The 24,625-nt window shown below is 74.0% G+C and carries 20 protein-coding genes and 1 pseudogene; 13 read left to right on the top strand and 8 right to left on the bottom strand.

The window, feature by feature from the left end:
• Positions 1-14: 14 nt before the first annotated feature.
• Both ABWI07_RS40340 and ABWI07_RS40335 read right to left on the bottom strand, forming a co-directional pair.
• Positions 15-1,313: a helix-turn-helix domain-containing protein gene (locus tag ABWI07_RS40340; RefSeq protein WP_353821751.1), complete on the bottom strand. Its 1,299-nt coding sequence runs from the start codon at positions 1,311-1,313 to the stop codon at positions 15-17.
• A 14-nt stretch (positions 1,314-1,327) separates the two neighbouring features.
• Positions 1,328-1,660 (bottom strand): annotated as a pseudogene (locus ABWI07_RS40335) (PucR family transcriptional regulator); the annotation flags it as partial.
• Positions 1,661-1,830: 170 nt separating this feature from the next.
• Here ABWI07_RS40335 and ABWI07_RS40330 point away from each other — a divergent pair.
• From ABWI07_RS40330 to ABWI07_RS40305, 6 genes are all read left to right on the top strand, one after another.
• A complete protein-coding gene (locus tag ABWI07_RS40330; RefSeq protein ID WP_149257501.1) occupies positions 1,831-3,276 on the top strand; it encodes an NCS2 family permease in 1,446 nt (481 codons plus the stop codon).
• Positions 3,277-3,455: 179 nt separating this feature from the next.
• Positions 3,456-4,622 carry a glycerate kinase gene (locus tag ABWI07_RS40325; RefSeq protein WP_502912897.1) on the top strand — a complete coding sequence of 389 codons (1,167 nt, stop codon included), beginning with the start codon at positions 3,456-3,458 and terminating at the stop codon, positions 4,620-4,622.
• A 165-nt stretch (positions 4,623-4,787) separates the two neighbouring features.
• Positions 4,788-5,903 (top strand): alanine dehydrogenase, encoded by a 1,116-nt coding sequence (gene ald / locus ABWI07_RS40320; protein WP_353821749.1) that lies wholly within the window; start codon positions 4,788-4,790, stop codon positions 5,901-5,903.
• A gap of 69 nt (positions 5,904-5,972) precedes the next feature.
• Positions 5,973-6,563, top strand: a complete 591-nt coding sequence (locus ABWI07_RS40315) for a histidine phosphatase family protein (RefSeq protein ID WP_149257503.1) — start codon at positions 5,973-5,975, stop codon at positions 6,561-6,563.
• A gap of 89 nt (positions 6,564-6,652) precedes the next feature.
• Positions 6,653-6,952 (top strand): metal-sensitive transcriptional regulator, encoded by a 300-nt coding sequence (locus ABWI07_RS40310; protein WP_117399389.1) that lies wholly within the window; start codon positions 6,653-6,655, stop codon positions 6,950-6,952.
• A 104-nt stretch (positions 6,953-7,056) separates the two neighbouring features.
• A complete protein-coding gene (locus tag ABWI07_RS40305; RefSeq protein ID WP_353821748.1) occupies positions 7,057-8,598 on the top strand; it encodes a DHA2 family efflux MFS transporter permease subunit in 1,542 nt (513 codons plus the stop codon).
• 3 nt (positions 8,599-8,601) lie between these two features.
• Here ABWI07_RS40305 and ABWI07_RS40300 read toward each other — a convergent pair whose 3' ends face one another.
• The 3 genes from ABWI07_RS40300 to ggt all read right to left on the bottom strand — a co-directional run bounded on the left by ABWI07_RS40300 (position 8,602) and on the right by ggt (position 11,949).
• Entirely contained in the window at positions 8,602-9,516 is a 915-nt protein-coding gene (locus ABWI07_RS40300) for an oxygenase MpaB family protein (RefSeq protein WP_353821747.1), read from the bottom strand.
• An 86-nt stretch (positions 9,517-9,602) separates the two neighbouring features.
• Positions 9,603-9,965: a divalent-cation tolerance protein CutA gene (gene cutA, locus ABWI07_RS40295; protein WP_353821746.1), complete on the bottom strand. Its 363-nt coding sequence runs from the start codon at positions 9,963-9,965 to the stop codon at positions 9,603-9,605.
• A 52-nt stretch (positions 9,966-10,017) separates the two neighbouring features.
• Positions 10,018-11,949: a gamma-glutamyltransferase gene (gene ggt / locus ABWI07_RS40290; RefSeq protein WP_353821745.1), complete on the bottom strand. Its 1,932-nt coding sequence runs from the start codon at positions 11,947-11,949 to the stop codon at positions 10,018-10,020.
• A 380-nt stretch (positions 11,950-12,329) separates the two neighbouring features.
• Between ggt and ABWI07_RS40285 the strand changes: the two genes are divergently transcribed.
• The 7 genes from ABWI07_RS40285 to ABWI07_RS40255 all read left to right on the top strand — a co-directional run bounded on the left by ABWI07_RS40285 (position 12,330) and on the right by ABWI07_RS40255 (position 21,484).
• Entirely contained in the window at positions 12,330-14,276 is a 1,947-nt protein-coding gene (locus ABWI07_RS40285) for an amino acid permease (RefSeq protein ID WP_353821744.1), read from the top strand.
• A 229-nt stretch (positions 14,277-14,505) separates the two neighbouring features.
• Positions 14,506-15,339: an NUDIX hydrolase gene (locus tag ABWI07_RS40280; protein ID WP_149257506.1), complete on the top strand. Its 834-nt coding sequence runs from the start codon at positions 14,506-14,508 to the stop codon at positions 15,337-15,339.
• Between the two features lie 104 nt (positions 15,340-15,443).
• A complete protein-coding gene (locus tag ABWI07_RS40275; RefSeq protein WP_353821743.1) occupies positions 15,444-16,472 on the top strand; it encodes a molecular chaperone DnaJ in 1,029 nt (342 codons plus the stop codon).
• A 10-nt stretch (positions 16,473-16,482) separates the two neighbouring features.
• Complete coding sequence (locus ABWI07_RS40270; protein ID WP_353821742.1) at positions 16,483-17,454, top strand: hypothetical protein; 972 nt, start codon at positions 16,483-16,485, stop codon at positions 17,452-17,454.
• Positions 17,455-17,457: 3 nt separating this feature from the next.
• Complete coding sequence (locus tag ABWI07_RS40265) at positions 17,458-18,747, top strand: adenylosuccinate synthetase (protein ID WP_353821741.1); 1,290 nt, start codon at positions 17,458-17,460, stop codon at positions 18,745-18,747.
• Between the two features lie 43 nt (positions 18,748-18,790).
• Positions 18,791-20,758, top strand: a complete 1,968-nt coding sequence (locus ABWI07_RS40260) for a hypothetical protein (RefSeq protein ID WP_353821740.1) — start codon at positions 18,791-18,793, stop codon at positions 20,756-20,758.
• A gap of 24 nt (positions 20,759-20,782) precedes the next feature.
• Positions 20,783-21,484 carry a 3-keto-5-aminohexanoate cleavage protein gene (locus ABWI07_RS40255; RefSeq protein ID WP_149257510.1) on the top strand — a complete coding sequence of 234 codons (702 nt, stop codon included), beginning with the start codon at positions 20,783-20,785 and terminating at the stop codon, positions 21,482-21,484.
• 28 nt (positions 21,485-21,512) lie between these two features.
• On the opposite strand, the gene ABWI07_RS40250 is transcribed toward ABWI07_RS40255, so the two are convergent.
• Genes ABWI07_RS40250 through ABWI07_RS40240 form a run of 3 tightly spaced genes read right to left on the bottom strand, consistent with a single transcriptional unit; the run spans position 21,513 to position 24,478 of the window.
• A complete protein-coding gene (locus ABWI07_RS40250; protein ID WP_149257511.1) occupies positions 21,513-22,124 on the bottom strand; it encodes an Rv1733c family protein in 612 nt (203 codons plus the stop codon).
• A gap of 42 nt (positions 22,125-22,166) precedes the next feature.
• Positions 22,167-23,798 (bottom strand): MFS transporter, encoded by a 1,632-nt coding sequence (locus ABWI07_RS40245; protein WP_149257512.1) that lies wholly within the window; start codon positions 23,796-23,798, stop codon positions 22,167-22,169.
• Entirely contained in the window at positions 23,795-24,478 is a 684-nt protein-coding gene (locus tag ABWI07_RS40240) for an LppX_LprAFG lipoprotein (protein ID WP_353821739.1), read from the bottom strand. Before ABWI07_RS40240 ends, ABWI07_RS40245 begins: the two co-directional genes overlap by 4 nt.
• Positions 24,479-24,625 lie beyond the last annotated feature (147 nt).

Genomic DNA, 24,625 nt, shown 5'->3' with positions numbered 1-24,625 from the left:
CCTGGACGGTTCGGTTACACCCCGACGCAGGTCAGGGCGCGGCGGTAGGCGGCCATGCGGGGCTCGTCGGACGTCCCCGTCCCGGCCAGCACCTCGGCGAGGTCGAACCACGCCTGCGCGGCCTCCCGGGAGGACTCCATCTCCTCCAGGCAGGTCGCGGCCCGGGTCAGCACCTCGACCGCGCGGTCGTGCCGGCCGAGCCGCACCGACGCCTCGCCGAGCACGGTCAGCGCCCCCGCGGTGGCGCGGCGCGGGGCGTCACCGAGCAGGTCGAGGGCCTCCTCGGCGAGGGCCACCGCCTCGGCGGGGCGGCCGAGCGCGGTCTCGGCGCGGGCCAGCTCGGTCAGGCACCAGGCGACGTCGATCTCGCCGGACGAGCTGGCGCTGATCTCCTCGCGCACCCGGGCGAGCAGCTCGCGGGCGCGGGCGGCCTGGTCGGGCTTGGCCCGCAGCAGCAGTCCGGCGTAGATCACGCGGAGCCGGTTGAGGTTGCGGGGGTCCTCGCCGTCGCCGGCCAGCATGAGCGCCCGCTCGGCGAGCGCGACGCCCTCGTCGTACTCGCCGCGGATCTCCGCGACGTAGGCGGCCTCCCAGTAGGCGACCATCCGGGCACGGGGGCTGCCGATGCGCTCGGCCCGCTCGACGAGCTGGGCGGCGAGCTGGCGGGCCCGGACGAGGTCGCCCCGCTCGATGAACGCCGACAGCAGCGCCGCGCCGAGGTCCACGGCGGCGTCGGTGGAGTCGGCGCCGGTGGCGATCAGGTGCCGCAGCGCGGTCTCGGCGGCCTCCACGCCCGCGCTGATGTCGCCGCGCTCGCGCAGGCAGCGGCTCAGCGCGACGTGCACCTTCGCCCAGTGGTCGAGGTCGGCCTCGGCCGAGGCCTGCTCGGTCAGCGCCTTCAGCTCGGCGATCGCGGCCTCCAGCTCGCCGGCGGCCTCCAGCGCGAGGGCGTGGCCCCAGCGCGCCTGGTGCAGCATCTCGGGCAGCGCGACCGCGTCGGCGCTGCCGAGCACCTCGGCGTAGCGGGCCCGCGCCTCCGCCGCCGCGCCGTTGCTGAGCGCGATCTCGGCGTAGTCGAGGGTGACGCGCAGCTCGTCCACGACGTCCTCGCTGACGCCGCTGACGAGGTAGGTCGCCGAGCAGTTCAGCTTCGCCGCCAGCAGCTCGACGACGCTCGGGGCCGGCACCCGCTTGTCGCTCTCGATCAGCGAGATGTAGCTGTCGGACAGCTCGGGGAAGGCGAGCTGCGCCTGGCTCACGCCCTGCCGGATCCGCAGGGCGCGGATGCGCTGCCCCAGTGTCTCCCGATCCATCGTGTGACCACCGCCTACAAGGTGCTCGCCGCGCGCAGGGCGAGGAAGAAGTCGACTCGGTCCTCAAGTCTGCCGAGATCCCGTCCGGTCAGGTCCTCGATTCGCCGGATTCGGTACCGAAGCGTGTTCACATGGACGTGCAATCGCGCCGCGGTGCGGCTCCAGGACCCCGAGCAGGACAGGAAGACCTCCAGCGTGTGCACGAGATCGGCCTGCCTGGTGCTGTCGTACTCCTCCAGCGGGCCGAGCATCCGCGCGCGGAATGACGACCGCGTCCGCTCGGGGACGGACGCGAGCAGCCACGCGTAGGAGTCCAGGGCCGTCGCCCCGGCGGAGTCTCGCATTCGCACCAGGGCAGGCTATAGGGGACGCATCGCCCCCGTCACGCTGCGGAGGGCGGGAATCACGTCCCGACACCTCCTTCCCGGGGGGAGCCGGTGGCCACACCCCCGCCCGGTAGGGCTACCCTGTGCTCGCCGTTTCCGAAGACAATGCTGCTGAAAGCGGAGCGCCCGTCATGTCCAAGACCAAAGCCGGACCGACCGACGATTCACCGCCGGCGGGCGGGCGCGGGCCGCTGGAGCGGCTGTTCGACCTCACCGCGCGCGGCACCACCGTCCCGCGCGAGCTGCGCGGCGGCGTCACCACGTTCTTCGCGATGGCCTACATCATCCTGCTGAACCCGCTCATCCTCGGCGGGGCGAAGGACGTCACCGGGGCGACCCTGTCGATCCCGCAGCTGACCACGATGACGGCGCTGTCCGCCGCGGTCACCACCGTGATCATGGGGCTGGTCGGCAACGCCCCGCTGGCGCTCGCCGCGGGCCTCGGCATCAACGCGGTCGTGGCGTTCCAGGCGGCCCCGGTGATGACCTGGCCGCAGGCGATGGGCCTCGTGGTGATCGAGGGCGCGGTCATCGTGCTGCTGGCGGTCACCGGCATCCGCGAGCGGATCATGAACGCGATCCCGCTGGCGCTCAAGCACGCGATCGCGGTCGGGATCGGCGCGTTCATCGCGCTGGTTGGCCTCTACGACGCCGGGTTCGTCACCTCCAGCGCCACCAGCCCGCCGCTGTCCCTCGGCACCGGCGGCCGCCTGGAGACCTGGCCGACGCTGGTGTTCGCGGCGACCCTGCTGCTGATGATCGTGCTGTACGTGCGGCGGGTGCCCGGCGCCATCCTGATCAGCATCATCGCCGGGACCGTCGGGGCCGTGCTCATCCAGGAGAACGCCACCGTCAAGCAGGGCGGCTGGGGCGTGGTCACCCCGGACATGCCCGACAAGCTGTTCGCCGCCCCCGACTTCGGGCTGTTCGGCGAGATCTCCCTGTTCGGCGGGTTCGGCCGGGCCGGGGTCATCACCGCGCTGGTCGTGCTCTTCACGCTGGTGCTGTCCGGGTTCTTCGACGCGATGGGCACGATCCTCGGCATCAGCGACGAGGCGGGCCTGGTGAGCGAGAAGGGCGAGGTGCCGCGCCTCGGCCGGATCCTGTCGGTGGACGGCTTGTCCGCCGCGTTCGGCGGCCTCACCAGCTCGTCCGCGAACACCGTGTTCGTCGAGTCGGCCGCGGGCGTCGGCGAGGGCGCGCGCACGGGCCTGGCCAACATCGCCACGGGCGCGCTGTTCGCGGTGACGCTGTTCCTCACCCCGCTGGCGGCGACCGTCCCGGCGCAGGCCGCGGCGCCCGCCCTGGTGGTCGTCGGCGCGCTGATGATGACGCAGGTCTCCAAGGTCGACTGGAACGACCTGGAGATCACGATCCCGGCGTTCCTCACCATCGTGCTGATGCCCTTCACGTTCTCGATCACCACCGGCCTCGGCATGGGCATCGTCGGCTACGCGGTCATCAAGGTCACCCGCGGGAAGGCCCGCGAGGTCTCCCCCGCGCTCTGGATCGTGGCCGCCCTTTTCGTGGTCTTCTTCGCCATCCATCCGATCGAGGAGTGGCTCGGCGTCACCTGATCCCGCCGGATCGTCCGCGCACGATCCGCCCCGGCCGGGGAAACACCGGACGCACGGTGACCGCTCCGCGACAGAACTCGCCCGTTTGGAAGTCTCAGGGGCGGTTGCGGGTGTCAAATAGTGCCGTCATGGCGTAAGCAGAAGGTAGGGCTTTACCCCCCGGCGTGAAAGGCGTGGCTGTGGTGTCCGCGGACTCTCCCTCCCACCCGTCCCCGCCAGGTCACGTCCTGCTGGCGCCTGACAGGTTCCCGGGAGCGCTGACCGCGGCGCGGGCGGCCCGGCATCTCGCCGCCGGGCTGCGCCGCGCGCGGCCCGGCGTCGCGCTCGTGGAGCTGCCCGTGGCCGACGGCGGCGACGGCACCGTCGAGGCCGCGGTGGCGGCCGGATGGCGGCGGGTCGAGGTCGAGGTGTGCGGGCCGACCGGCCGGCCGGTGACGGCGCGGCTGGCGCTGAACGGCGACAGCGCGGTGGTCGAGCTGGCGGAGGCGTCCGGGCTGCGGCGGCTGCCCGGCGGCAGGCCGCGCCCGCTCACCGCCTCCAGCCTCGGGACGGGGCAGCTGCTCGCGCACGCCGTGCGGCTCGGCGCGCGGCGGATCGTCCTCGGCCTCGGCGGCGGCGCCTGCACCGACGGCGGCGCGGGCCTCGTCCAGGGCCTCGGCGGGCGCCTGCTGGACGCGCTCGGCAGGGACCTGCCGCCCGGCGGGGCGGCGCTGCGCTCGCTGCACGCCCTCGACCTGCGCGGCCTGCTCGACATGTCGGGCGTCGAGGTGGTCGTGGCGGGCGAGCCCGCCGGGCCGCTGCTCGGCCGCACCGGCGCCGCCGCCGTGGACGGGCCGCGCCGCGGCGCGAACCGCGACGAGGTGCGCCTGCTGGACCTGGGCCTGCGCCGCTGGGCCGACCTGGCCGAGGCGGCGGCCCGCAGGGCGGCCCGCGACCTGCCCGGCGCCGGGACGGCGGGCGGCGTCGGGTTCGCCGCCCTCACCTTCCTCGGCGCGACGATCGAGCCCGGTCCGGCCCTGATGCTCGACCTGCTGGGATTCGCCGAGAAGGCCCGCGGCGCCCGGCTGGTCGTCACCGGGGAGGGCGTGCTCGACGCCCGGTCGCTGCGCGGCGGCGCGCCGGTCCACGTCGCCCGCGCCGCCGCCCGCGCGGGCGCGCCGGTCGTCGCGGTGGCCGGCCGCCGGAGCCTCACCGGCGAGCAGCTCCGCAAGGCCCGGATCCAGGCGGCGTACGCGCTGGCCGACATCGAGCCCGACGACGAGCGCCGCGTGCGCCGCGCGGGCCCGCTGCTGGAGCAGCTGACGGTCGCGATCGCCGACGAGTGGCTCCCCCCGGCCCCGGCCTAGTTCGGAGCGCTCCAACGGCCGCGCTCCTCGGCCTCCGCGGACCGCTCTTTACACCATGTCGTCGAAAGGGTCGATGCCTTGACAGGCTGTGCATAGCCCGGGGTCGGCTCCGCGCCGCACGCTGGAGGCGTACGTCCTGGTCAGCGTTGACGGAGGAGCCCCCCGGTGAAGATCGGTATCCCACGAGAGATCAAGAACCACGAGTACCGGGTGGCGATCACCCCCGCGGGCGTGCACGAGCTCACGCGGCGCGGCCACGAGGTGTTCGTGGAGCGGGGCGCGGGGACCGGCTCGGCGATCCCCGACGACGACTTCGCGGCCGCCGGCGCCAAGATCCTCGACGGCCCGGACGAGGTCTGGGCCGAGGGCGAGCTGGTCCTCAAGGTGAAGGAGCCGATCGCGCCCGAGTACCACCGGATGCGCGAGGGGCAGGTCCTGTTCACCTACCTGCACCTGGCCGCCTCGCGGGAGTGCACCGACGCGCTCCTGGCGGCCGGCTCCACCGCGATCGCGTACGAGACCGTGCAGCTCCCGAACGGCTCGCTGCCGCTGCTCGCCCCCATGTCCGAGGTCGCCGGACGGCTCGCCCCGCAGGTCGGCGCCTACAACCTGATGGCGTCCAACGGGGGCCGCGGAGTCCTGCCCGGCGGCGTGCCCGGCGTCGCGCCCGCCAAGGTCGTCGTCATCGGCGGCGGCGTGTCCGGCCTCAACGCCGCGCAGATCGCCGTCGGCATGGGCGCGGACGTCACCGTCCTGGACGTCGACGTGGACCGGCTGCGCGAGATCGACGCCGTCTACCAGGGCCGCCTCCGCACCCTCGTGTCCAGCGCCTACACGATCGAGCAGGAGGCCCGCGCCGCCGACCTGGTGGTCGGCGCCGTCCTCATCCCCGGCGCCCGCGCGCCCAAGCTGATCTCCAACGAGCTGGTGGCCGGCATGAAGGCCGGTTCGGTGCTGGTGGACATCGCGATCGACCAGGGCGGCTGCTTCGAGGACTCCCGGCCCACCACGCACGCCGACCCCACCTACAAGGTGCACGGATCGACGTTCTACTGCGTCGCGAACATGCCCGGCTCCGTCCCCAACACCTCCACCTACGCCCTGACCGGCGTGACGCTCCCCTACGCCGTCCAGATCGCCGACAAGGGCTGGCGCGAGGCCCTGCGCGCCGACGCCGCCCTGGCCCTCGGCCTCAACACCCACGCCGGCGCGCTCGTCTACGACCACGTCGCCGAGGCCCACGGCCTCCCCCACACGCCCCTCGCCGAGGTCCTCGCCTGACGGACTCACCCGCCCTCTCACCCGTTCCGGGGGTTCTTCGAATGGCAAGCGCCGGGTAGACAGGCGGTCATGGGCGAACTGATCCTGGTGCGGCACGGGGAGACCGAGTGGAGCCGGGCGCGGCGGCACACCGGGCGGACGGACGTGCCGCTGACCGCGCTGGGCGAGAAGCAGGCCGGCGCGCTGCGCGGCGCGCTGGCCGGGCGGACCATCACGCGCACGCTGGTCAGCCCCGCGGAGCGGGCACGGCGGACGGCCGAGCTCGCGGGCCTGCCGGCGGACGATGCAGACCCCGACCTGTGGGAGTGGGACTACGGCGGCTACGAGGGCGTCAGCTCCCAGGAGATCCGCAAGGAGCGCCCCGGCTGGTACCTGTGGGACGACGGCGTGGTTCCGGGCGACGCCGGCCATCCGGGTGAGACGGTGGGGCAGGTCGGCGCGCGGGCGGACGCCGTCCTCGCGCGGACGCGGCCGCTGCTCGCGGACGGCGACGTCGCGCTGGTCGCGCACGGGCACGTCCTGCGGGTGCTGACGGCGCGGTGGCTCGGACTGGAGCCCGCGCTGGGGCGGCTGTTCGCCCTCGACACCGGGACCGTCTCGGCGCTGGGCACCGAGCACGACCGGCCGGTCATCAGCGCGTGGAACGTGCCTGCACCGTGAGCGCGACGTCCAGCGCATAAGGTACCTGTTGGGGGATGTCCCCCAGGGGTACCCGGGCGTGCGCCCCCGGAAGGATTGCGAGGACGGAGATGGCGACCAGCGAGACCCCCACCCGCGGGTACACCGCCACCAAGGACCAGTTGCAGACGCGGCTGGCCCGGATCGAGGGCCAGGTGCGCGGCATCGACCGGATGGTCGAGGAGGACCGCTACTGCATCGACATCCTCACGCAGATCAGCGCCGTCCAGGCGGCGCTGGACAAGGTGGCGCTCGGCCTGCTGGACGGGCACGTCCGGCACTGCGTGGCCGAGGGCGCCGAGGAGGGCAAGGGCGACGCGATGTCGACCGAGCTGATGGCGGCCGTCGGGCGGCTCATGCGCCGCGGCTGAGCGACCCGCCGGGAGCGGCGGCCGACGACTGACGGACCTCGGGGCGTTTCGCGCCCAGACCGACGGAAACGGGGCAACCGGAACCCGACGCGAGGAGGCCGACCATGGCCGAGAGCCCTTCCACGGGGGTGGCGCCGCCGGGAGGCGCCGCGGGCGGCGAACGCCTCGACCGGCCGACGATCGTCCTCGGCCTGGTCATCGTGTCGGGGACCCTCATGGCGATCCTCGACACCACGATCGTCAACGTCGCGCTGGAGACGCTCGGGCGCGACTTCTCCACCGGCCTGTCGACGATCCAGTGGGTGATCACCGGCTACATGCTGGCGATGGGCACCGTCATCCCGCTCACCGGCTGGGCCGTCGACCGGTTCGGCGGGCGCCGCGTGTGGATGACCTCCATCGTGCTCTTCGTCCTCGGGTCGGTGCTGTCGGGCGCGGCCTGGGACATCGGATCGCTGATCGTCTTCCGGGTCGTGCAGGGGCTCGGCGGCGGCATGCTCATGCCGACCGGCATGGCCATCCTGACGATGGCGGCCGGGCCGCGCCGGATGGGCCGCGTCATGAGCATCGTCGGCGTCCCGATGCTGCTCGGGCCCGTGCTCGGCCCCGTGCTCGGCGGCTGGCTGGTCCAGGACGTCGACTGGCGCTGGATCTTCTTCGTCAACCTGCCCGTCGGCGCGCTCGCCCTCGCGCTCGCCTGGTGGAAGGTGCCGCACGACCACGGGGCGCACACGGCGCCCGGGCTCGACCTGCGCGGCCTGGCCCTGCTGCCGCCCGGGTTCGTCCTGCTCATCTACGGCCTGTCCACGGCGAGCAGCGGCGGCGGCTTCGGGCGGCCGGCCACGATCGCCTGGCTGGCCTGCGGCGCGGCCCTGGTCGGGCTGTTCGCGCTGCACAGCCTGCGCCGGCGCGAACGCGCGCTGATCGACGTGCGGCTGTTCGCCGACCGGACGTTCGCGACCGCGGCCGTCGCGGTGTTCCTCGTCGGGATCGCGCTGATGGGCTCGATGCTGCTGATCCCGCTGTACTACCAGACCGCCCGCGGGGAGGGCGCGTTCGCGGCGGGCCTGCTGCTCGCCCCGCAGGGCCTCGGCGCAGCGACCGCGATGCCGCTCGCCGGCGTGGTGACCGACAAGCTCGGCGCCGGGCGGATCGTCCCGTTCGGCATCGTCGTGCTGGTCCTCGGCACCGTCCCGTTCGCGATGGTGAGCGCGGACACCTCCTACTGGCTGCTCGGCGGCGCCCTCTACGTGCGGGGCCTCGGGCTCGGCTGCACGATGATGCCCACGATGTCGGCGGCGCTCACGACGCTGGGCCGGGCGGTGGTGCCGCGGGCGAGCAGCACGCTGAACATCATCATCCAGCTCGGCGGGTCGGTGGGCACGGCGCTGCTCGCCGTCGTCCTGTCCCGCCAGATCAGCGACCGGATCCCGCAGGCGGGCGGCGGGGGCGGCGCCGCGGGCGCCATGGGGCGGCTCCCCGAGCGGGTCCGCGAGCAGCTCGCGCCCAAGCTGGCGGCCGCGTTCGCGCACACGTTCTGGGTCGCCCTCATCCTCACCGCGCTGCTGATCCTGCCCGCGCTGCTCCTCCCCCGCCACGGCGCCCGCGACCGCGACGCGGTGCCGGACGCTCCCCCGACGGGGTGAGGCTCAGGAGGCGATCGACCAGGTGGGCAGGCCCGTCTCCTGCTCGCGCGTGAGCCGCTTGGCCCGCCGGGCGTCCGGCGAGTACCGGAACCGCTCCGGGACGACCTGCGTGGTGCGGTAGAGCCCCTTCAGCGTCACCGTCGCGGCCAGGTCCGACGTCGGCAGCCCGGGCAGCCCGTACATGCGGCGGGCCCAGCGCGGCAGCGTCGACACCACCAGCACCCCGAGGCCCGGCGCCGCGAGCTTCAGCGGCAGCAGCGGCCGCGGCACGGCCGGGCTGAACATGCGGCGGAGCCCCTCGCGCGCCTCCCGGCACGCCCAGATCCGCCGCCGCATCTCCTCGTAGTAGTCGCGCATCTCCGCGACGGTGGCCGGCACGTCCGCCGGGTCGAGGCCGACGACCGCGGCGGCGCGGCGCTGCTCGTCGACGAACGCGTCGGCGTCGCGGGCGGTCAGCGGCACCCCGGCGCGGCGCGCCACGTCCAGGTAGGAGTCGACCTCCCCCATGTGGACCCACAGCAGGTTCTCGGGGTCGTCCACCGGGAAGGCCTCGCCGGTGCGCATGTCGAGACCGGTCAGCTTGGAGTGCAGCCGGCGGACGCGGCGGCCCACCCGCTCGACCTCCTCGTGCGTCCCGTAGGTGCGGACGCGGACGAACTCGACCGTCCGGACGAGCCGCGCCCAGGCCGCGGAGGGGTCCATGAGCTCGGAGTTCTGCGCGGTCCCCCACATCGTGCGCGGGTGGAGCGCCTGGAGCAGCAGCGCCCGGATCCCGCCGACGATCAGCACGGGCTCGCCCATGACGTGCCACGTCACCGAGCCCGGCCCGAACAGCCCGTGGTCCTCGCCGGCCCCGTGGCCCGCGCCGAGCTCGTGGACTCCGCCGCCAGCCTCGGGCACCCCGTTGATCTCGTGCACCTCGACCGCCTTCCGCCGCCGCGATCGGACATTTCGCCCGTATCGCGTAATTGAAGGCTTACCCTGCCATGACGGCGGTCACACGATCAATCCTGGTCGTCCTCCGCGATCGCCTCGTCCCGCTCCCCCGGCTCGGTCTGCTCGGTGACCCAGGCGAGGTAGTCCATGCTGCCCGCCACCACCGGCGTCGCGATGATCTCCGGGGTGTCGTAGGAGTGCCCCTCGGTGATCAGGGTGGCCAGCTCGTCGAACCGGTCGGCGGAGGTCTTGAAGAGCACCAGCCACTCCTCCGCCGCCTCGATCTCGCCCTCCCACCAGTAGGTGCTGGCGATCGGGCCCACCAGCTGCGCGCAGGCCGCGAGCCGCTCGGCGACCGCCGACCGGGCCAGCTCGGCGGCCTCGGCGCGGGAGTCGGTCGCGGTCGTCACCTGCACGTATGAGTGCGCCATGGCACGACTCCTTCCCGTTCACCGCCCGGGCACGCACCCGGGTAGGCAAGTGTCAACGGGCCGGACGGACGACGAGCGCGCTGCCGCCGCCGCGCCGGGTCGGCTCGGCGACCGCCTGGACGAGGCCGGGCCGCAGGAACTCCAGCCCGGTCGCGGCGCCGATCACGCCCCGCGGCGGGCCGGGGAACAGCTCCAGCCGGTGGCCGCGGGCCGCGAGGTCGCGGCCGTACCGGTCGATGAACGCCTGCTCGGCGAAGACCTGCGGGGTGTTGCGCTGCGTCGCGCGCGGCGCGGCGAGCGCGGTCGGCAGGTCCATGCCGAGGTCGACGCGGTTCATCAGGATCTGCAGCACGGTGGTGATGATCGTCGAGCCGCCGGGCGTGCCGACCGCGAGCATCGGGCGCCCGTCCTTCAGCACGACGGTCGGCGCCATGCTGCTGCGCGGCCGCTTGTGCGGGCCGGGCAGGTTCGGGTCGGGCGCCTGGCCGGGCGCCGGCGGCTGGAAGGAGAAGTCGGTCAGCTCGTTGTTCAGCAGGAACCCGCGTCCCGGGACGGTGATGCCGCTGCCGCCGAACTGCTCGATCGACAGCGTGTAGGAGACGACGTCCCCCCACTTGTCGGCGACGACGAGGTGGGTGGTCTGCGGGCCCTCGAACGCCAGCGCCCTCGTCTGGGTGCCCGCCGGGACGCACGGGTCGTAGCGCCCGTCGGGCGAGCCGGGGGCGACCGGCGCGGGGGCCGCCTGGTCCGGCTTGATCTGGCAGGCGCGCTCGCGGGCGAACCCGGAGGAGAGCAGCTCGTCCAGCGGCACGTCCACCTTGTCGGCGTCGCCGACGTAGCGGCCGCGGTCGGCGTAGGCGAGCTTGGACGCCTCCAGGTAGTAGTGCAGGGCCGTGACCGGGTCGCGCGGGTCGAGCCGGAAGTTGCCGAGGATGTTGAGCGCCTCCCCGACCGTGGATCCGCCGGACGACGACGGCGGCATGCCGTACACGTCCGTGCCCCGGTAGGAGACGTGGGTGGGCTTGCGCGGCACCGCCCGGTACTCGGCGAGGTCGCCGCGCTCCATCAGGCCGGGGCGGACGTTGCGCTCGGCCTTCGGGTCCACCGGCGGCTTGGCGACCGTCCGGACGATCTCCTGGCCGAGCCCGCCCCCGTAGAACCAGTCCGTGCCGCGCCTCGCCAGCTGGCGGTAGGTGTCGGCGAGGTCGGGGTTGCGGAACACCGAGCCGACCTCGGGCACCTTCCCGCCGGGCAGGAACAGCTCGCGGGTCGGGACGATGTCGCGGAAGCGCGCCTCGTTCACCGCGGTCTGGTCGTGGAACTCCTGGTCGACGACGAACCCCCGGTCCGCCACCCTGATCGCCGGACGCAGCAGGGCGCCGAGGTCGCGGGTGCCGAAGCGGCGCAGCGCGAGGTCCCACTGGGCGAGGGTGCCCGGCACGCCGACGCTCAGCCCGCTGGTGACGGCCTGGTCGAACGGCAGCGGCTTGCCGGTCGCCGGGTCGACGAACGAGTCCGGCCGCATCCGCCGCGGCGCGAACTCGCGGCCGTCGAGCGTGTGGACGCGGCGCGTCCTCGCGTCGTAGTAGGTGATGTAGCCGCCGCCGCCGATGGCCGACACGTACGGCTCGGTGACCCCGAGCGTGGCGGCGGACGCGACCGCCGCGTCCATCGCGTTGCCGCCGCGCCTGAGGACCTCCAGGGCCGTCCGGCTGGCGTCGGGGTCGACGGTGGAGACCGCGCCGCCGAACCCGGTCGCGACCGCCTGCTTGGCCGGCGGCGCGGGATGTCCGGGCGCGGGCCGCGGAACCGGCGCGGCGCCCGCGGCGGCCGGGGTGGTGAGGGACGCGGCGACCGTCAGCGCGGCCAGGGCGGCGGTGACGGCCGTGCGCCGCCTCTTGCGCGCCGGCGGTGCGGGCGGACGGAGCGGGGACGATGCTCGGGAGAACGACGACGCTTGCGAGGGCGACGGGGAGCGCAACACCGGACCTCCAGACGAACGCGGCGCCCCTACGGTGCCATCGATCTTGGCCCCGCGCCACCGTCCGCGTCGGCCGACCCCGGACGCGTCCCCCGGGGTGGTCCACGCGAAGCAAAGATCATTAAGCGCTTTCCCCATTGGAAATGAGGCGTATTCGCTCGGAACGCTCCACCAGAAAGGGATTCGGCCTCCCTGTGCCGAGCGTGAGGGACCCGCTGCGGCACGTCGTCGACCTGCGGTTTGGCAGCATCCGCCAACGGCGCGAGTACAGCAATCACCCACAAAACGTTGCTATTTTGCCCATACTTGGTGAATTCTTAGGGACTTCGGCAAGCCATCACCTCGCGAACAGCGGCGCGGGTTCAGGCCCTGGGGGACCACCTATGACCTTGGACATGCGCATGCGCAACAACATGTTCCGCCGACTGCCCGTCGAGCAGGCGACCGGCCGGCTCTACGGCGGGCGGCACCGGCTCCGCGTGGTCTACCGGACCCGCGACCTCGTGGTGCTCGGCCTGGGCGTCATGATCGGCTCCGGCATCTTCAAGATCGCCGGCGAGCAGGCGTCCAGCACGGCGGGACCCGGCGTGCTCGTGTCGTTCCTCATCGCGGGCGGCGTGTGCGTGCTGGCGGCGCTCGCCTTCGCCGAGCTCTCCTCGATCATCCCGGTTGCGGGCAGCGCCTACTCGTTCAGCTACGTCGCGTTCGGCGAGGTCTGGGCGTGGGTGGTCGGCTGGGCCCTGCTCATGGAGCTGCTGCTCGCCGCGTCGGTGCTCGCGCGCGTCTGGTCCCTCTACGCGACGCAGGCCCTGCACGACTTCGGGGTGCCGATCCCGGGCTGGCTCGGCGACGTGATCGGCCAGCAGAAGGGGCCGGACGTGTTCGCCCTCGGCATCCTGCTGCTGGTCGTCCTGATGCTCGCCAGCGGCAGCCGGCTGAGCCTGAAGTCGCTGTGGTTCATGGTGATGGCCAAGGTCATCGTGATCGGCCTCGTGATCGCGACCGCGCTGAAGTTCTTCCACCCCGGCAACCTCACCCCGTTCCTGCCGCCCTCCCAGCCCGCGCCCGCGGGCGACAAGACGGTGCTGGACGCCGTGCTCGGCGCGGTCGGCGGCGGCACCCCGCAGGTGTTCGGGGCCTGGGGCATGTTCGCGGCCGCGCCCGTGATCGCGTTCGCCTACATCGGGTTCGACCTGATCGCGACGGCGTCGGAGGAGACCGACGACGCGCCCCGCAAGGTCCCGCGCGGGATCCTCACCGCCCTGCTCACCGCGATCGTGCTGTACGTGGCCGTCGCGTTCGCGCTGGTCGGCATGATGGGGATGGACGGGATCGCCAAGCTGAACTCCGACAAGCTGCTGCTCGCCGCCGCGTTCGACTCGGTCGGCGCGGGCGCGATGGGCAAGATCGTCGACGTGGGCGCGATGCTCGCGCTGACCACCGTGATCCTGGTGCTGATGATCAGCCTGACCCGGGTGGTGTTCTCGATCTCGCGGGACGGCCTGCTGCCGCGCCCCCTGGCCGCGATGAGCCGCTACAAGGTGCCCTCCCGCGCCACGCTCCTCGCCGGCGGCGCGGCCGTGGTGATGTCGCAGACGATCGACGTGCTCACCCTGGAGCAGCTCGTCGTGATCGGCTCGCTGTTCGCGTTCCTGTTCGTCGCGGCGGCGGTGCTGGCGCTGCGCCGCTCTCAGCCCGACCTGCACCGCCCGTTCCGGATGCCCGCGGCGCCGCTGGTCGTCCTCGTGACGATCGTCGCGGTCGGCTGGCTGATGCTGAACCTCAACGTGCGGACGTGGGGGTACTTCGCCGTCTGGATGGCCGTCGGGCTCGTCATCTACCTGCTCTACGGGCGCCGCAAGAGCCAGATGAAGCTGCTCCTGGACTCGCCGCCCGAGCGCCCGCTCGCCGCGCGGCTCGCCCCCGCCCCGCCGCCCGGCATGGCACCGCCGCCCGGCATGGCGCCACCCCCGGGCATGGCGCCGCCGCCCGGCGCGCGGGACCCCTACTCCTCCCCCGGGCCCTACGGGACGGGAGGCTGGCCGGCCGAGCGGCGGCCCGGCACGCCGGAGACCCCCTACCCGACCGGCCGGTACTCGGCGGGACGGCAGCCGGGCGGCCAGTTCGCCCGCGAGCCCCAGCCCGGCGAGCGGTACCCGTCCGGCCCGGTCGAAGACCCGTACGCGCTGGATCCGGGCGTCCCGGACCCGTACTCGTCCGGCGGCCACGACTCCGGCGGCCACCGGGCCGGACCGTACGGCCCGCAGGGCGGGCGCGGCCAGGGCGGGGAGCACCACGAGCCACCGCACGGCGGCCGGCACCGCCGCTGACGAGTCCGCGCCGGAGAACTTCTGTTTTGTAGAGTTCCGCCGAACCGAGGCTCCACCGGACACCCGAGGGCGTCTCGAACGAGGGCGCCGCCCCCTTCCCGGGGCGGCGCCCTCGTTCCGTCTCAGGGGAACGGACTGGACAGCGGCCTCCGTCCGGGTTATGTTCTTCTCATATCGAGATGAACTCACTTTGAGATTTACTCAGTCCGAGATCGATGGGAGGAAGCGGATGGCCCCCGAGCCGAGGCGCGAAGAGAGCGAGTTCCTCGCGAACTACGATCCGCGCGACTACGACCCGGTCGCCGTGACGGTGGACGTGGTCGCGCTCACCATCCGCGACGGCGCCCTCCACGTCCTGCTGGTGCGGCGGGGGAACGCCCCCTACGAAGGGATGTGGGCGCTGCCCGGCGGGTTCGTCCAGGCGGGCGGCCCGCTCCAGGGCACCGACGCCGAGGACCTGCCCGACGCGGCCGTCCGGGAGCTGGCCGAGGAGACCGGGCTCAGCGCCAAGGGCGGCATGCTCGGCCGGGTCCACCTGGAGCAGCTCGGCACCTACGGCTCCCCCGGCCGCGACCCTCGGATGCGCGTCATCTCCGTCGCCCACCTGGCGTTCGCGCCCGAGCTGCCGGACCCCGAGGCGGGCGGCGACGCGGCCGACGCCGCGTGGGTGCCGGTGGACGCGCTGGGCCTGACCGAGTCCGGGGACCAGCGCCCCGGCACCACCCGCCGGCTGGCGTTCGACCACGCGCGGATCCTGTCGGACGGGCTGGAGCGGGCCCGCGGGAAGCTGGAGTACACCCCGCTCGCCACGGCGTTCTGCGGCGGCGAGTTCACCATCCCCGAACTGCGCGCGGTGTACGAGGCGGTGTGGGGCGAGGAGCTGCACGCCGGCAACTTCCACCGCAAGGTCCTGTCGGTGCCCGGGTTCGTGGAGAGCACCGGCGCGACGTCCGACCGCGGCGGCCGGCGCGGCGGCCCGCGCCCCCGCCTCTACCGCGCGGGCGACGCCCGCCTCCTGCACCCGGCGCTGCTGCGGCCGAGCAGGGAGGAGGAAATCAGATGAGCGGAGCGAACCGGGGGGTGTGGGGGGTCGGCCCCCCACAGGAGGCACAGATGAGCGGAGCGAACCGGGGGGTGTGGGGGGTCGCCACCCCACAGGGAGCACAGATGAGTGCGAGCGAGTTGGAGGATGCGCTGGCGCTGCTGGACGGGGCGCGGGTGCCCGCGGACCTTTTCGGCGACGACGAGGCGGAGGCGGTGCGGCGCTACCGGCGGCTGGCCCGGCTCGTCCACCCCGACGCGAACGGCGGCCGGACCCGGGACGCGTTCGTCAGGCTGACCTCGCTCTGGCGCGCCTACAACCGCGGCGACGAGACGCTGATCACCACGCGCCGCCACGCGTACCGGCTGGAGGGCGACCCCATCGGCGGCGACCTCGCGGTGCTGTACGCGGCGCGTCCGGAGCCCGGCCGCGAGGTGCTGCTGAAGATGCCGCGCGACCCGGCCGACGGCGACCTGGTCGAACGGGAGGCCGTGGCGCTCCGCCAGCTGGTCAAGGACGGCGACGGGCGGTTCCTGCCGTACGTCCCGCGGCTGGTCGAGTCGTTCCGGCACCGCGACGCCGCCACCGGCGCGCAGCGGCAGGTCAACGCGATCGAGGCGCTGGACGGCTTCCACACCCTGGCCGAGGTAGGGCGCGCCTACCCCGGCGGCGTCGACCCGCGCGACGCGGCCTGGATGTGGCGGCGGCTGCTGGCGGGCCTCGGCTTCGCGCACCGCGCCGGCGTGCTGCACGGCGCGGTGCTCCCCGACCACGTGATGATCCATCCGGAGAAGCACGGCCTGGTCCTGGTCGACTGGTGCTACTCGGTCCCCGGCTGCTACGCGCACACCGACCCCTCGGGGCGCGTCCCGGCGATGGTCGACCGGTACGCCGACCGGTACCCGCCCGAGGTGCCGGGACGGCGGCCGGCGAGCCCGGCGACCGACATCTTCATGGCCACCCGGTGCATGACCGAACTCATGGGCGACAAGGCCCCGAAGGCGATGCGCTCGTTCGCGCGCGGCTGCACGCTGCCCGCGCAGAACCGGCGCCCCTCCGACGCCTGGCGGCTGCTGGCCGAACTCGACGAGCTGCTGGAGCGGCTCTACGGCCCGCGCCGCTTCCGCCCCTTCCACCTGCCCGTTCCCGCCTGAAGGAGAGACCATGGGAAGCGGAAACTGGTCCACCGACGTCTACGCCGCCCGCGCGAGCTACCGCGCGTCCACCGGCGCCAGCGCGTTCGCCTACTCCGACGGCGGCGCCACCACCGTCCACCCCGACCTCGACCCGCGCGGCGTGACCGCCCGGGAGAGCCGGGACTCGCACGACCACCCCGAGTCGCTCGCGATCGGCGTGCTGTTCGACGTGACCGGCTCGATGGGGACCGTGCCGCGGACGCTCCAGTCCAAGCTCCCCGACCTGCTCGGGCTGCTGCTGCGCAAGGGGTACGTCGAGCACCCGCACATCCTGTTCGGCGCGGTCGGCGACGCGACCTGCGACCGGGCGCCGCTGCAGATCGGGCAGTTCGAGGCCGACAACCGGATGGACGACGACCTCGGCAAGATCCTCCTCGAGGGCGGGGGCGGCGGCCAGATGCGCGAGTCGTACGAGCTGGCCATGTACTTCATGGCGCGGCACACCTCGATCGACTGCTTCGAGAAGCGCGGCAGGCGCGGCTACCTCTTCATGATCGGGGACGAGCTGGCCTACCCGGCGGCGAAGCGGCGCGAGATCGCCGCGGTGATCGGCGGCGAGCCGGACGAGGACGTGCCGATCGCCGAGCTCGTCCGCGAGCTGCGGCGCAAGTACGACGTGTACTTCATCATCCCGGAGGGCGCCTACCACTCCGGGAGCCGCGAGCTGAAGGACTTCTGGCAGGGCCTGCTCGGCCAGAACGTGCTCTACCTGGACGACCTGGATGCGGTCTGCGAGACGATCGCGCTGACGATCGGGCTCGCCGAGGACGCCATCGACCTCGGCGAGGGGCTGGAGCACCTGGCGGAGGCGGGCTCGGACGCCGGCGCCTCGGTGTCGCGGGCGCTCGCCCGGCTGGACGCCGCCCGCGCCCCGGTCGCGGTCTCCGCCACGCCGCCCGGCCTGGACTCCGCCGGCCCGTCCGCGACGACCCGCCTCTGAGCCATGGGCCACGTGATCGTCGTCGACCTCGGCTTCGGGGACGCGGGCAAGGGCACGGTGGTCGACCACCTCTGCCGCACCGCCGCGCCAGCCACGGGAGCCCGTCTCCCGACGGCGGTCGTGCGGTTCAACGGCGGCGCGCAGGCGGCGCACAACGTCGTCGCGCCGGACGGGCGGCACCACACGTTCGCCCAGTTCGGCTCGGGCACGTTCGTGCCGGGCGTCCGCACGCACCTGTCGCGGTTCATGCTGGTCGACCCCCTGGCGCTCGCGGCGGAGGCCGACCACTTGCGGACGCTCGGCGTCCCGGACGCGCTCGCCCGGCTCACCGTCGACCGGGATGCGCTGCTGACGACGCCCTACCACCGGGCCGCCAACCGCGCGCGGGAGTCGGCGCGCGGTGCGGCCCGGCACGGGTCGTGCGGGATGGGCGTCGGCGAGACCGCGTCCTATGCCCTGGCGCACGACGACCCGCCGCGGGCGGGCGACTGCCTGTCGCCCGCCCGGCTGCGGCGCCGGCTCGCCGCCGTCCGCGACTGGTACAGGGCCGTGTTCCCCGACGGCGAGGAGGTCCCGGACGTCGGCGCCTGCGCCGACGCCTTCACCGCCTTCGCCGAGCACGTGCGGATAGTCGGCCCCGACCACCTGGCCGCCCTGCTCCGCGCCGGGGACGTTGTGTTCGAGGGCGCCCAGGGCGTCCTGCTGGACGAGTGGCACGGCTTCCACCCGTACACGACGTGGTCGACGACGACGTTCGCCAACGCCGAGACGCTGCTCGCCGAGGCGGGCGCGTCCGCGGCGCGGCTCGGGGTGCTGCGCGCGTACGCGACCCGCCACGGCCCCGGCCCGTTCGTCACCGAGGACCCGGCGCTGACCGCGGACCTCCCCGACCCGCACAACGGCACGGGACGCTGGCAGGGCGCGTTCCGCGTCGGCCACCTGGACGCCGTCGCCCTCCGGTACGCACTGGAGGCGGCGGGCGGCGTGGACGGCCTGGCGGTCACGCACCTGGACGTAGCGGGGGCGCGTCCGGACCTGCGTGTCTGCCGCTCCTACGAGATGGACGGCGGACGGGTCGGGCGGCTGGAGACCGGGCCGCCCGACCTCGACCGCCAGGCCGCCCTCACCCGCCGCCTCCTGGCAGCGCGCCCCGTCTACGCCCCGCTCGGCGATCCCGTGGAGACGATCGAGGACGCGCTGGGCGCGCCCGTCGTCCTGCGCTCCTACGGGCCGACCTCAGCCGACAAGAAGGCTGACCAGTTCCGGACACCCATTGACCTGAGCGTGCACTGAGACCAAGATCCCGCTATCGCCGCGGATCCCCCGGAGGTGGACGTTGCGTCTCCCCCAGCGCACCCTGTCGGCATTCGCGGCGCTCGCCGCGTCCCTCGCGCTGCTGACCGGCCCGGCCGCCGCGCCGCCTGCCGCGGCGCAGGAGGGCGACGGCTGCGACCCGATCGACCCGGCCGCGTGCCTGCTGCCGTTCCCGAACGACTGGTACACGGTCGCGGACGGCGGCACGGCCACCGGCCGCCGCGTCCACATGCGCACCACGCTGAAGAACGCGCTCGGCGTCCCCGTGTCGCCGGCCGAGTGGAACCGCGCGGACGGCTTCTCCCCCGGTTCGATGCTGCTCAGCCGCGTCCCCGGCCTCGACCTCGCCCGCACCGGCGCCGCGCCCGTCACCGACATCGGCGCCTCGCTGCGCGACGACGCCCCGATCGTGATCGTCGACACCGCCACCGGTGAGCTCTGGCCGTACTGGGCGGAACTGGACGCCAACGCGCCCGCCGACCGCCGGGCGCTGATCGTCCGCCCGGCCCGCAACTTCCGCGAGGGCCATCGCTACGCCGTCGCGCTGCGCAACCTGCGCGACGCGTCCGGGAACCCGATCGGGCCGAACGCCGCGTTCGCCAAGATCCTCGGGCCGGACCTGCCGTCGACCGACCCGCTCGCGGCGCGGCAGCGCCAGGAGAAGCGGGTCCTCGCCGCGCTCAAGGCCCGCGGGGTGGGCCGGGACGGCCTCTACCTCGCCTGGGACTTCACCGTCGCGAGCCGGCAGAGCCTCACCGGGCCCGTGCTGCACATGCGCGACGACGCGCTGCGCGGGCTCGGCGACCGCTCCCCCTCGTTCCTCGTGACGCAGGTCGCCGACGACGTGGACGACAAGATCGCCCGCGAGGTGAAGGGGATCGTCTGGGCGCCGAGCTACCTCGACCAGTACGGCGGAGTGCCCGGTTCGGCCCTGCACCGCGGCGCGGACGGCCTGCCCTCGCGGCTGCCGGGCAACTCCCAGGCCGTCCCGTTCCAGTGCGAGATCCCGCGCTCGGCGCTCACCCGGCCCGCGCGCCCCGCCCTCTACGGGCACGGCCTGCTCGGCAACGAGGGCGAGGTCGACGCGGGCAACGTCAAGGCGATGGCCGCCGAGCACGGCTTCGTGTTCTGCGCGACCAAGTGGATCGGCATGGCGGACGAGGACGTTCCGAACGTCGTCTCCGCGCTCGCCGACCTCACCCGCTTCCGGACGGTCGCGGACCGCCTCCAGCAGAGCCTCGTGAACTTCACCTTCCTCGGACGCGCGATGACCCGCGGGTTCGCCGGGAACAAGGCGTTCCAGAACGCCGCGGGCGCGCCACTGATCGACACCGGGGCCGAGCTGACCTACGACGGCAACAGCCAGGGCGGCATCATGGGCGGCGCGCTCACCGCGGTCTCGCCCGACGTCCGCCGCGCCGTCCTCGGCGTCCCGGCGATGAACTACAGCACGCTGCTCAACCGCAGCGCCGACTTCCCGCAGTACGCGAAGGTCCTCGACCTGTTCTACCCGGACAGGCTCGACCAGCAGATCGGTCTCGCGCTGATCCAGATGCTGTGGGACCGCGGCGAGGCCAACGGCTACGCGTGGCACATGACGGACGACCCGCTCCCGAACACGCCGAAGCACCGGGTGCTCATGCACGTGGCGTTCGGCGACCACCAGGTCGCGCCGGTCGCCGCCGAGGTCGAGGCGCGCACGATCGGCGCCCGCGTCCACGCGCCGACCGTCGTCCCCGGGCGGGTCCCGGACGAGGCGCCCTACTGGGGCATCCCGACGTTCGGCTCGTCCTACGGCGGTTCCGCCATGGTCGTCTGGGACAGCGGCTCGCCGGTCCCGCCGCTCACGAACACGCCCCCCACCGAGGGGCGCGATCCGCACTCGGATCCGCGCAACAACGCCGACGCGCGCCGGCAGAAGGCGGTGTTCCTCACGACGGGCACCGTCGTGGACGTCTGCGGCGGGGGACCCTGCGTGATCACGCCCTGACCGGCACCTGAGATGATCGTGGGCATGCTCCAGGTCTGCCCGAACGGAAGCCGGACCGAGGGCGTGCCGACGTCCCCGGAGGAGATCGCCGCCGCGGTCCGCGCCGCCGCCGACGTGGGCGCTCAGGACGCCCACCTGCACCCGAAGGACGACGCGGGCGCCGACACGCTGCGGGCGCCCCGCGTCGCCGAGACCGTCGCCGCCGTCCGCGCCGCCGTCCCGTCGATGCCCGTCGGCGTGACGACCGGCGCCTGGGCCGCGCCCGACCCGGTCGAGCGCGCCGCCCTGGTGCGCTCCTGGACGGTGCTTCCCGACCACGCCTCGGTGAACTTCCACGAGGAGGGCGCCGAGCTGGTCGCCGAGGCGCTGTTCGAACGCGGCGTCGCGATCGAGGCCGGCGTCTTCTCCGGCACCGACGCGGCCGAGCGGTTCCTGCGCTGGCCGCACGCCCACCACGTGCTGCGGATCCTGGCGGAGGTCACCGACACCGACCCGGAGACGGCGACCGACACCGCCAAGGACCTCCTGCACGAGCTCGGCACCCGGCTGTCGCGCCCGATCCTGCTGCACGGCGAGGAGGGCGGGGCCTGGCCGGTGCTGCGGCTCGCCGTCCGGCTGAACCTCGACGTCCGCATCGGGTTGGAGGACACCCTCGAACTGCCCGACGGCTCGCCCGCCACCGACAACGCGGTGCTCGTCCAGACGGCCCGCGCCCTCCTGCCCTAGGCGGTCCCTAGGCGATGCGGGGCCCGCGTCAGGAGCGCGGGTTGTGGCCCGCGGAGTCCAGGCGGGCCCAGTCGGCCTCCCACATCTCGTCGCGGTGCCGGTCGCAGCGGCGGCGGACGAAGGCGTAGGCGCACAGGACGGGGACCGCGCAGCCGAGCACGGTGGCGCCGGCCGCGTAGGCGGCGTCGGTGACGGTGCGGCTGTGCGGGCGGGGCCGGACGGTCGGTTCGCCCTGCCGGTCCACCCAGATCGTCCGGTGCGCGCCGACCTTGGCGTTCTTCCAGCTCGGCAGCGTCCCGACGTGGGGCCGGCCGTCCGCGCCCGGCCAGCTGGCCTGGACGGTCTCGTGGATGTAGCGGTCGCCGGAGGAGCCGAGGCCGCCGGTCGAGGTGACCGTGGCGACGACCTGGTGGCGCTCCGCCCGCTCCGCCTGCTCGGCGCGCGTCCCCGCGGAGTAGGACCAGGACGCCGTCCAGGCGGCGAGCGGCGGGGCGACGGCGAGCAGCAGCAGGAGGAGGCCGAGGGCGATCAGCCGCTGGACGCGGTCGACCGGGCGGCGCAGTTCGCTGCGCTCCAGACCGAGCCGCCGGCGCAGCCTGGCGGCCGGCGTGCCTCCCGGCCCGATGCCGGACCCGCGCATCTGCGATCACCTCCCCGGGTGTGCCCTCCCGGCAAGAGGCCTTTAGCCGTCCTTTCCCAGGATATTCCCGCGTTCGTTGATCGGCACATCTCCGGTGGCCGAATCATTTCCCATTTCAGGGCCGTTATGCCGAGCCGATGACCGGATCCGGCCATCGGGCAGGGCCCCGGCGCCCTCCGGCGTCCCGGCGCCTCGCGGGCCCCCGGCGGCCAGGGCGAGGAGCGCGCCCAGCAGGCACATTCCGGCGGTGATCCAGAAGATCTCCTGGTATTCGGTCCGCAGCGCGTCCTGAAGGGCGGCGTTGTAGGTCTTCATCTGCCGCGCGAACTCGTCCTTGGACATCAGGAACGGCAGCGGCGGCTTCAGGTCGGCGGTGAGGGCGTGGAACCGGTGGAACCCCCACGCGGTCAGCGCGGAGATCCCGAGCAGCATCCCCATCATCCGCGCGACGACCACGGCCGCGGACGCGACGCCGTGCCGCGCCGCCGGGACGAACGCCAGCACCGCCGACGACACCGGCGCGATCACCAGGCCGAGGCCGAGGCCGGTCACCACGAGGTCGACGTCCATCCTCGGCAGCGGGCCGTACGACGCGCTCGCCAGGTCGGCCGGCCAGCCGGCGATCAGCAGGTAGCCGCCGGCGGAGACGGCCATCCCCACCGCCATCGGCCACCGCTCCCCCACCCGCCGCGCCACCAGTCCGCCCGCCACCGCCGCGACGGGCAGCGCCACGAGGAACCGCGTCAGCAGCAGCGCGCCGTCCGTCGCGTCCTTGTGCAGGACGGTCTGCGCGACCAGCACGACGTCCACCAGCGTCACCATCAGCGCCGCGCCCGACAGCAGGCTCACGCCGAGCGTCGCCAGCAGCGGCCCGCGCCGCACGCCCGACAGGTCGAGCAGCCGCGTCCGGGACCTGATCTCCCACAGCACGAACACCGCCAGGACGACGGCGCCCGCGCCCAGCGCCGGCAGGCCCCACGACGGCAGCGCCGCCTCCTCCGGCTCGGGGTTGTAGACGGCGACGACCAGCAACCCGAGACCGAGCGCCAGCAGCAGGCCGCCCACGACGTCCACGCCCGGCCGCGCTTCCTGTGGGGACCCGGCCGCGCGTCCACCCGGCACGGCGGCCTGCACGGCCGCCATCGCGACCGCCACGAGCGGCAGGTTGATCCAGAAGACCGCCCGCCAGTCGAACGCCGCGGCGATCCCCGCCCCGTACAGCGGGCCCAGCACGCTCCCCAGCTCCTGCGCCGCGCCCACCGCGCCGAGCACGACCGGCCGCTGCCGCTCCTCCCAGAGGTCACCGGCCAGCGCCATCGTCACGGGCAGCAGCGCACCGCCCGCCACGCCCTGCACCACCCGGCCCGCCGTCAGCACCGGGACGTCCTGCGCCAGCGCCGTCACCACCGACCCGACCGCGAAGAACACCAGGCAGGCCTGCAGCACCGGCCGGCGCCCGAACCGGTCCGACAGCTGCCCGAGCAGCGGCATCGCCGCCACGTACCCCAGCAGGAACCCGGTCAGGACGGGCGTCACCCGCTCCAGCCGGTTCACCGGGATCCCGAGGTCCTTGACCACCGGCAGCAGGATCGTCGTGACGACGTAGGCGTCCAGCGCGGCCAGCAGCACCACCGCGCCGCCGGCCCCGATCGCGACCCGGCGACGCGCGCTCACCGCGGCGCGCTGATCTTGTACGGCGCGTCGAACTCGGTGAACCTGATCACCACGGCGCCCTGCCCCTTCGGGAACGCGCCCCGCACCTTGAGCAGCCGGTGGTCGGCCCTGCTCACCCACACCTGGCCGTCCATGTCCTCGTTGATGCCCGGGATGAGGCCCGCGACCTGGTCCTTCGGCAGCTTCGCGGCCACCCGGTAGGCCTCCTTGCCGTCCACCTTCTCCACCGCCTCCGGCGACGGCTCCCGCGCCGACGTCAGCAGCTTCGCGATCCCCCGCTGCGGATCGAGCACCGCCGCCGGGTCGTAGACGCTCGCCGCCAGGGCCTTCGGCAGCTTGCGCCAGCCGCCCGTCCCGGCGTCCAGGTAGATGCTGTCGCCGACCGCGACGACCTTCATCTCGACGTTCTGGCCCTGCTGCTCGACCGTCAGCGTCCCCTGGGCGTCGCCGCTGCGGAGCAGCTTCATGTCGCCGCTCTTCACCATGACCGGGGTCTTGCCGTCGGACTCCAGGGTGAACGCGACGCTCTTCAGGGCCCCCATGGCCTGCGCGGCCTGCCGAAGCGTCTGCGCGGCGTCGAAGTCGGCCTTCTTCGCGGGCCCGCCGGACCCGCCGTCGCAGGCGCCGGCGAAGACCAGCGCCAGCAGGACGGGCACGAGAGCGAGGATGCGTCTGGACATACGCGGGACCCTACCGACGGGTACCCGGACCCGTCACTCGGTACCAGGTATGACATCCCACCCCCTCAGGTAGGACATCGCGTTCCGAGGACATCGGCGTTCGCGGTGGCCGCCGTGAAACGCCCGCCGCTAGGATTGCACCCGGCG

The organism is Actinomadura sp. NPDC000600 (assembly GCF_040492135.1).
In the GTDB taxonomy this organism is placed as follows: Bacteria; Actinomycetota; Actinomycetes; order Streptosporangiales; family Streptosporangiaceae; genus Spirillospora.
Note: the sequence above shows the minus strand (reverse complement) of the source record. Positions and strands in the feature narration are given on the sequence as shown.

What these genes read in the sequence shown, in the direction of transcription:
- ABWI07_RS40340 (WP_353821751.1), bottom strand. Translation starts at nt 1,313, where the DNA reads ATGGATCGGGAGACACTGGGGCAGCGCATCCGCGCCCTGCGGATCCGG.
- ABWI07_RS40330 (WP_149257501.1), top strand. Translation starts at nt 1,831, where the DNA reads ATGTCCAAGACCAAAGCCGGACCGACCGACGATTCACCGCCGGCGGGC.
- ABWI07_RS40315 (WP_149257503.1), top strand. Translation starts at nt 5,973, where the DNA reads ATGGGCGAACTGATCCTGGTGCGGCACGGGGAGACCGAGTGGAGCCGG.
- ABWI07_RS40310 (WP_117399389.1), top strand. Translation starts at nt 6,653, where the DNA reads ATGGCGACCAGCGAGACCCCCACCCGCGGGTACACCGCCACCAAGGAC.
- ABWI07_RS40305 (WP_353821748.1), top strand. Translation starts at nt 7,057, where the DNA reads ATGGCCGAGAGCCCTTCCACGGGGGTGGCGCCGCCGGGAGGCGCCGCG.
- cutA (WP_353821746.1), bottom strand. Translation starts at nt 9,965, where the DNA reads ATGGCGCACTCATACGTGCAGGTGACGACCGCGACCGACTCCCGCGCC.
- ABWI07_RS40285 (WP_353821744.1), top strand. Translation starts at nt 12,330, where the DNA reads ATGACCTTGGACATGCGCATGCGCAACAACATGTTCCGCCGACTGCCC.
- ABWI07_RS40280 (WP_149257506.1), top strand. Translation starts at nt 14,506, where the DNA reads ATGGCCCCCGAGCCGAGGCGCGAAGAGAGCGAGTTCCTCGCGAACTAC.
- ABWI07_RS40275 (WP_353821743.1), top strand. Translation starts at nt 15,444, where the DNA reads ATGAGTGCGAGCGAGTTGGAGGATGCGCTGGCGCTGCTGGACGGGGCG.
- ABWI07_RS40270 (WP_353821742.1), top strand. Translation starts at nt 16,483, where the DNA reads ATGGGAAGCGGAAACTGGTCCACCGACGTCTACGCCGCCCGCGCGAGC.
- ABWI07_RS40265 (WP_353821741.1), top strand. Translation starts at nt 17,458, where the DNA reads ATGGGCCACGTGATCGTCGTCGACCTCGGCTTCGGGGACGCGGGCAAG.
- ABWI07_RS40255 (WP_149257510.1), top strand. Translation starts at nt 20,783, where the DNA reads ATGCTCCAGGTCTGCCCGAACGGAAGCCGGACCGAGGGCGTGCCGACG.
- ABWI07_RS40250 (WP_149257511.1), bottom strand. Translation starts at nt 22,124, where the DNA reads ATGCGCGGGTCCGGCATCGGGCCGGGAGGCACGCCGGCCGCCAGGCTG.
- ABWI07_RS40240 (WP_353821739.1), bottom strand. Translation starts at nt 24,478, where the DNA reads ATGTCCAGACGCATCCTCGCTCTCGTGCCCGTCCTGCTGGCGCTGGTC.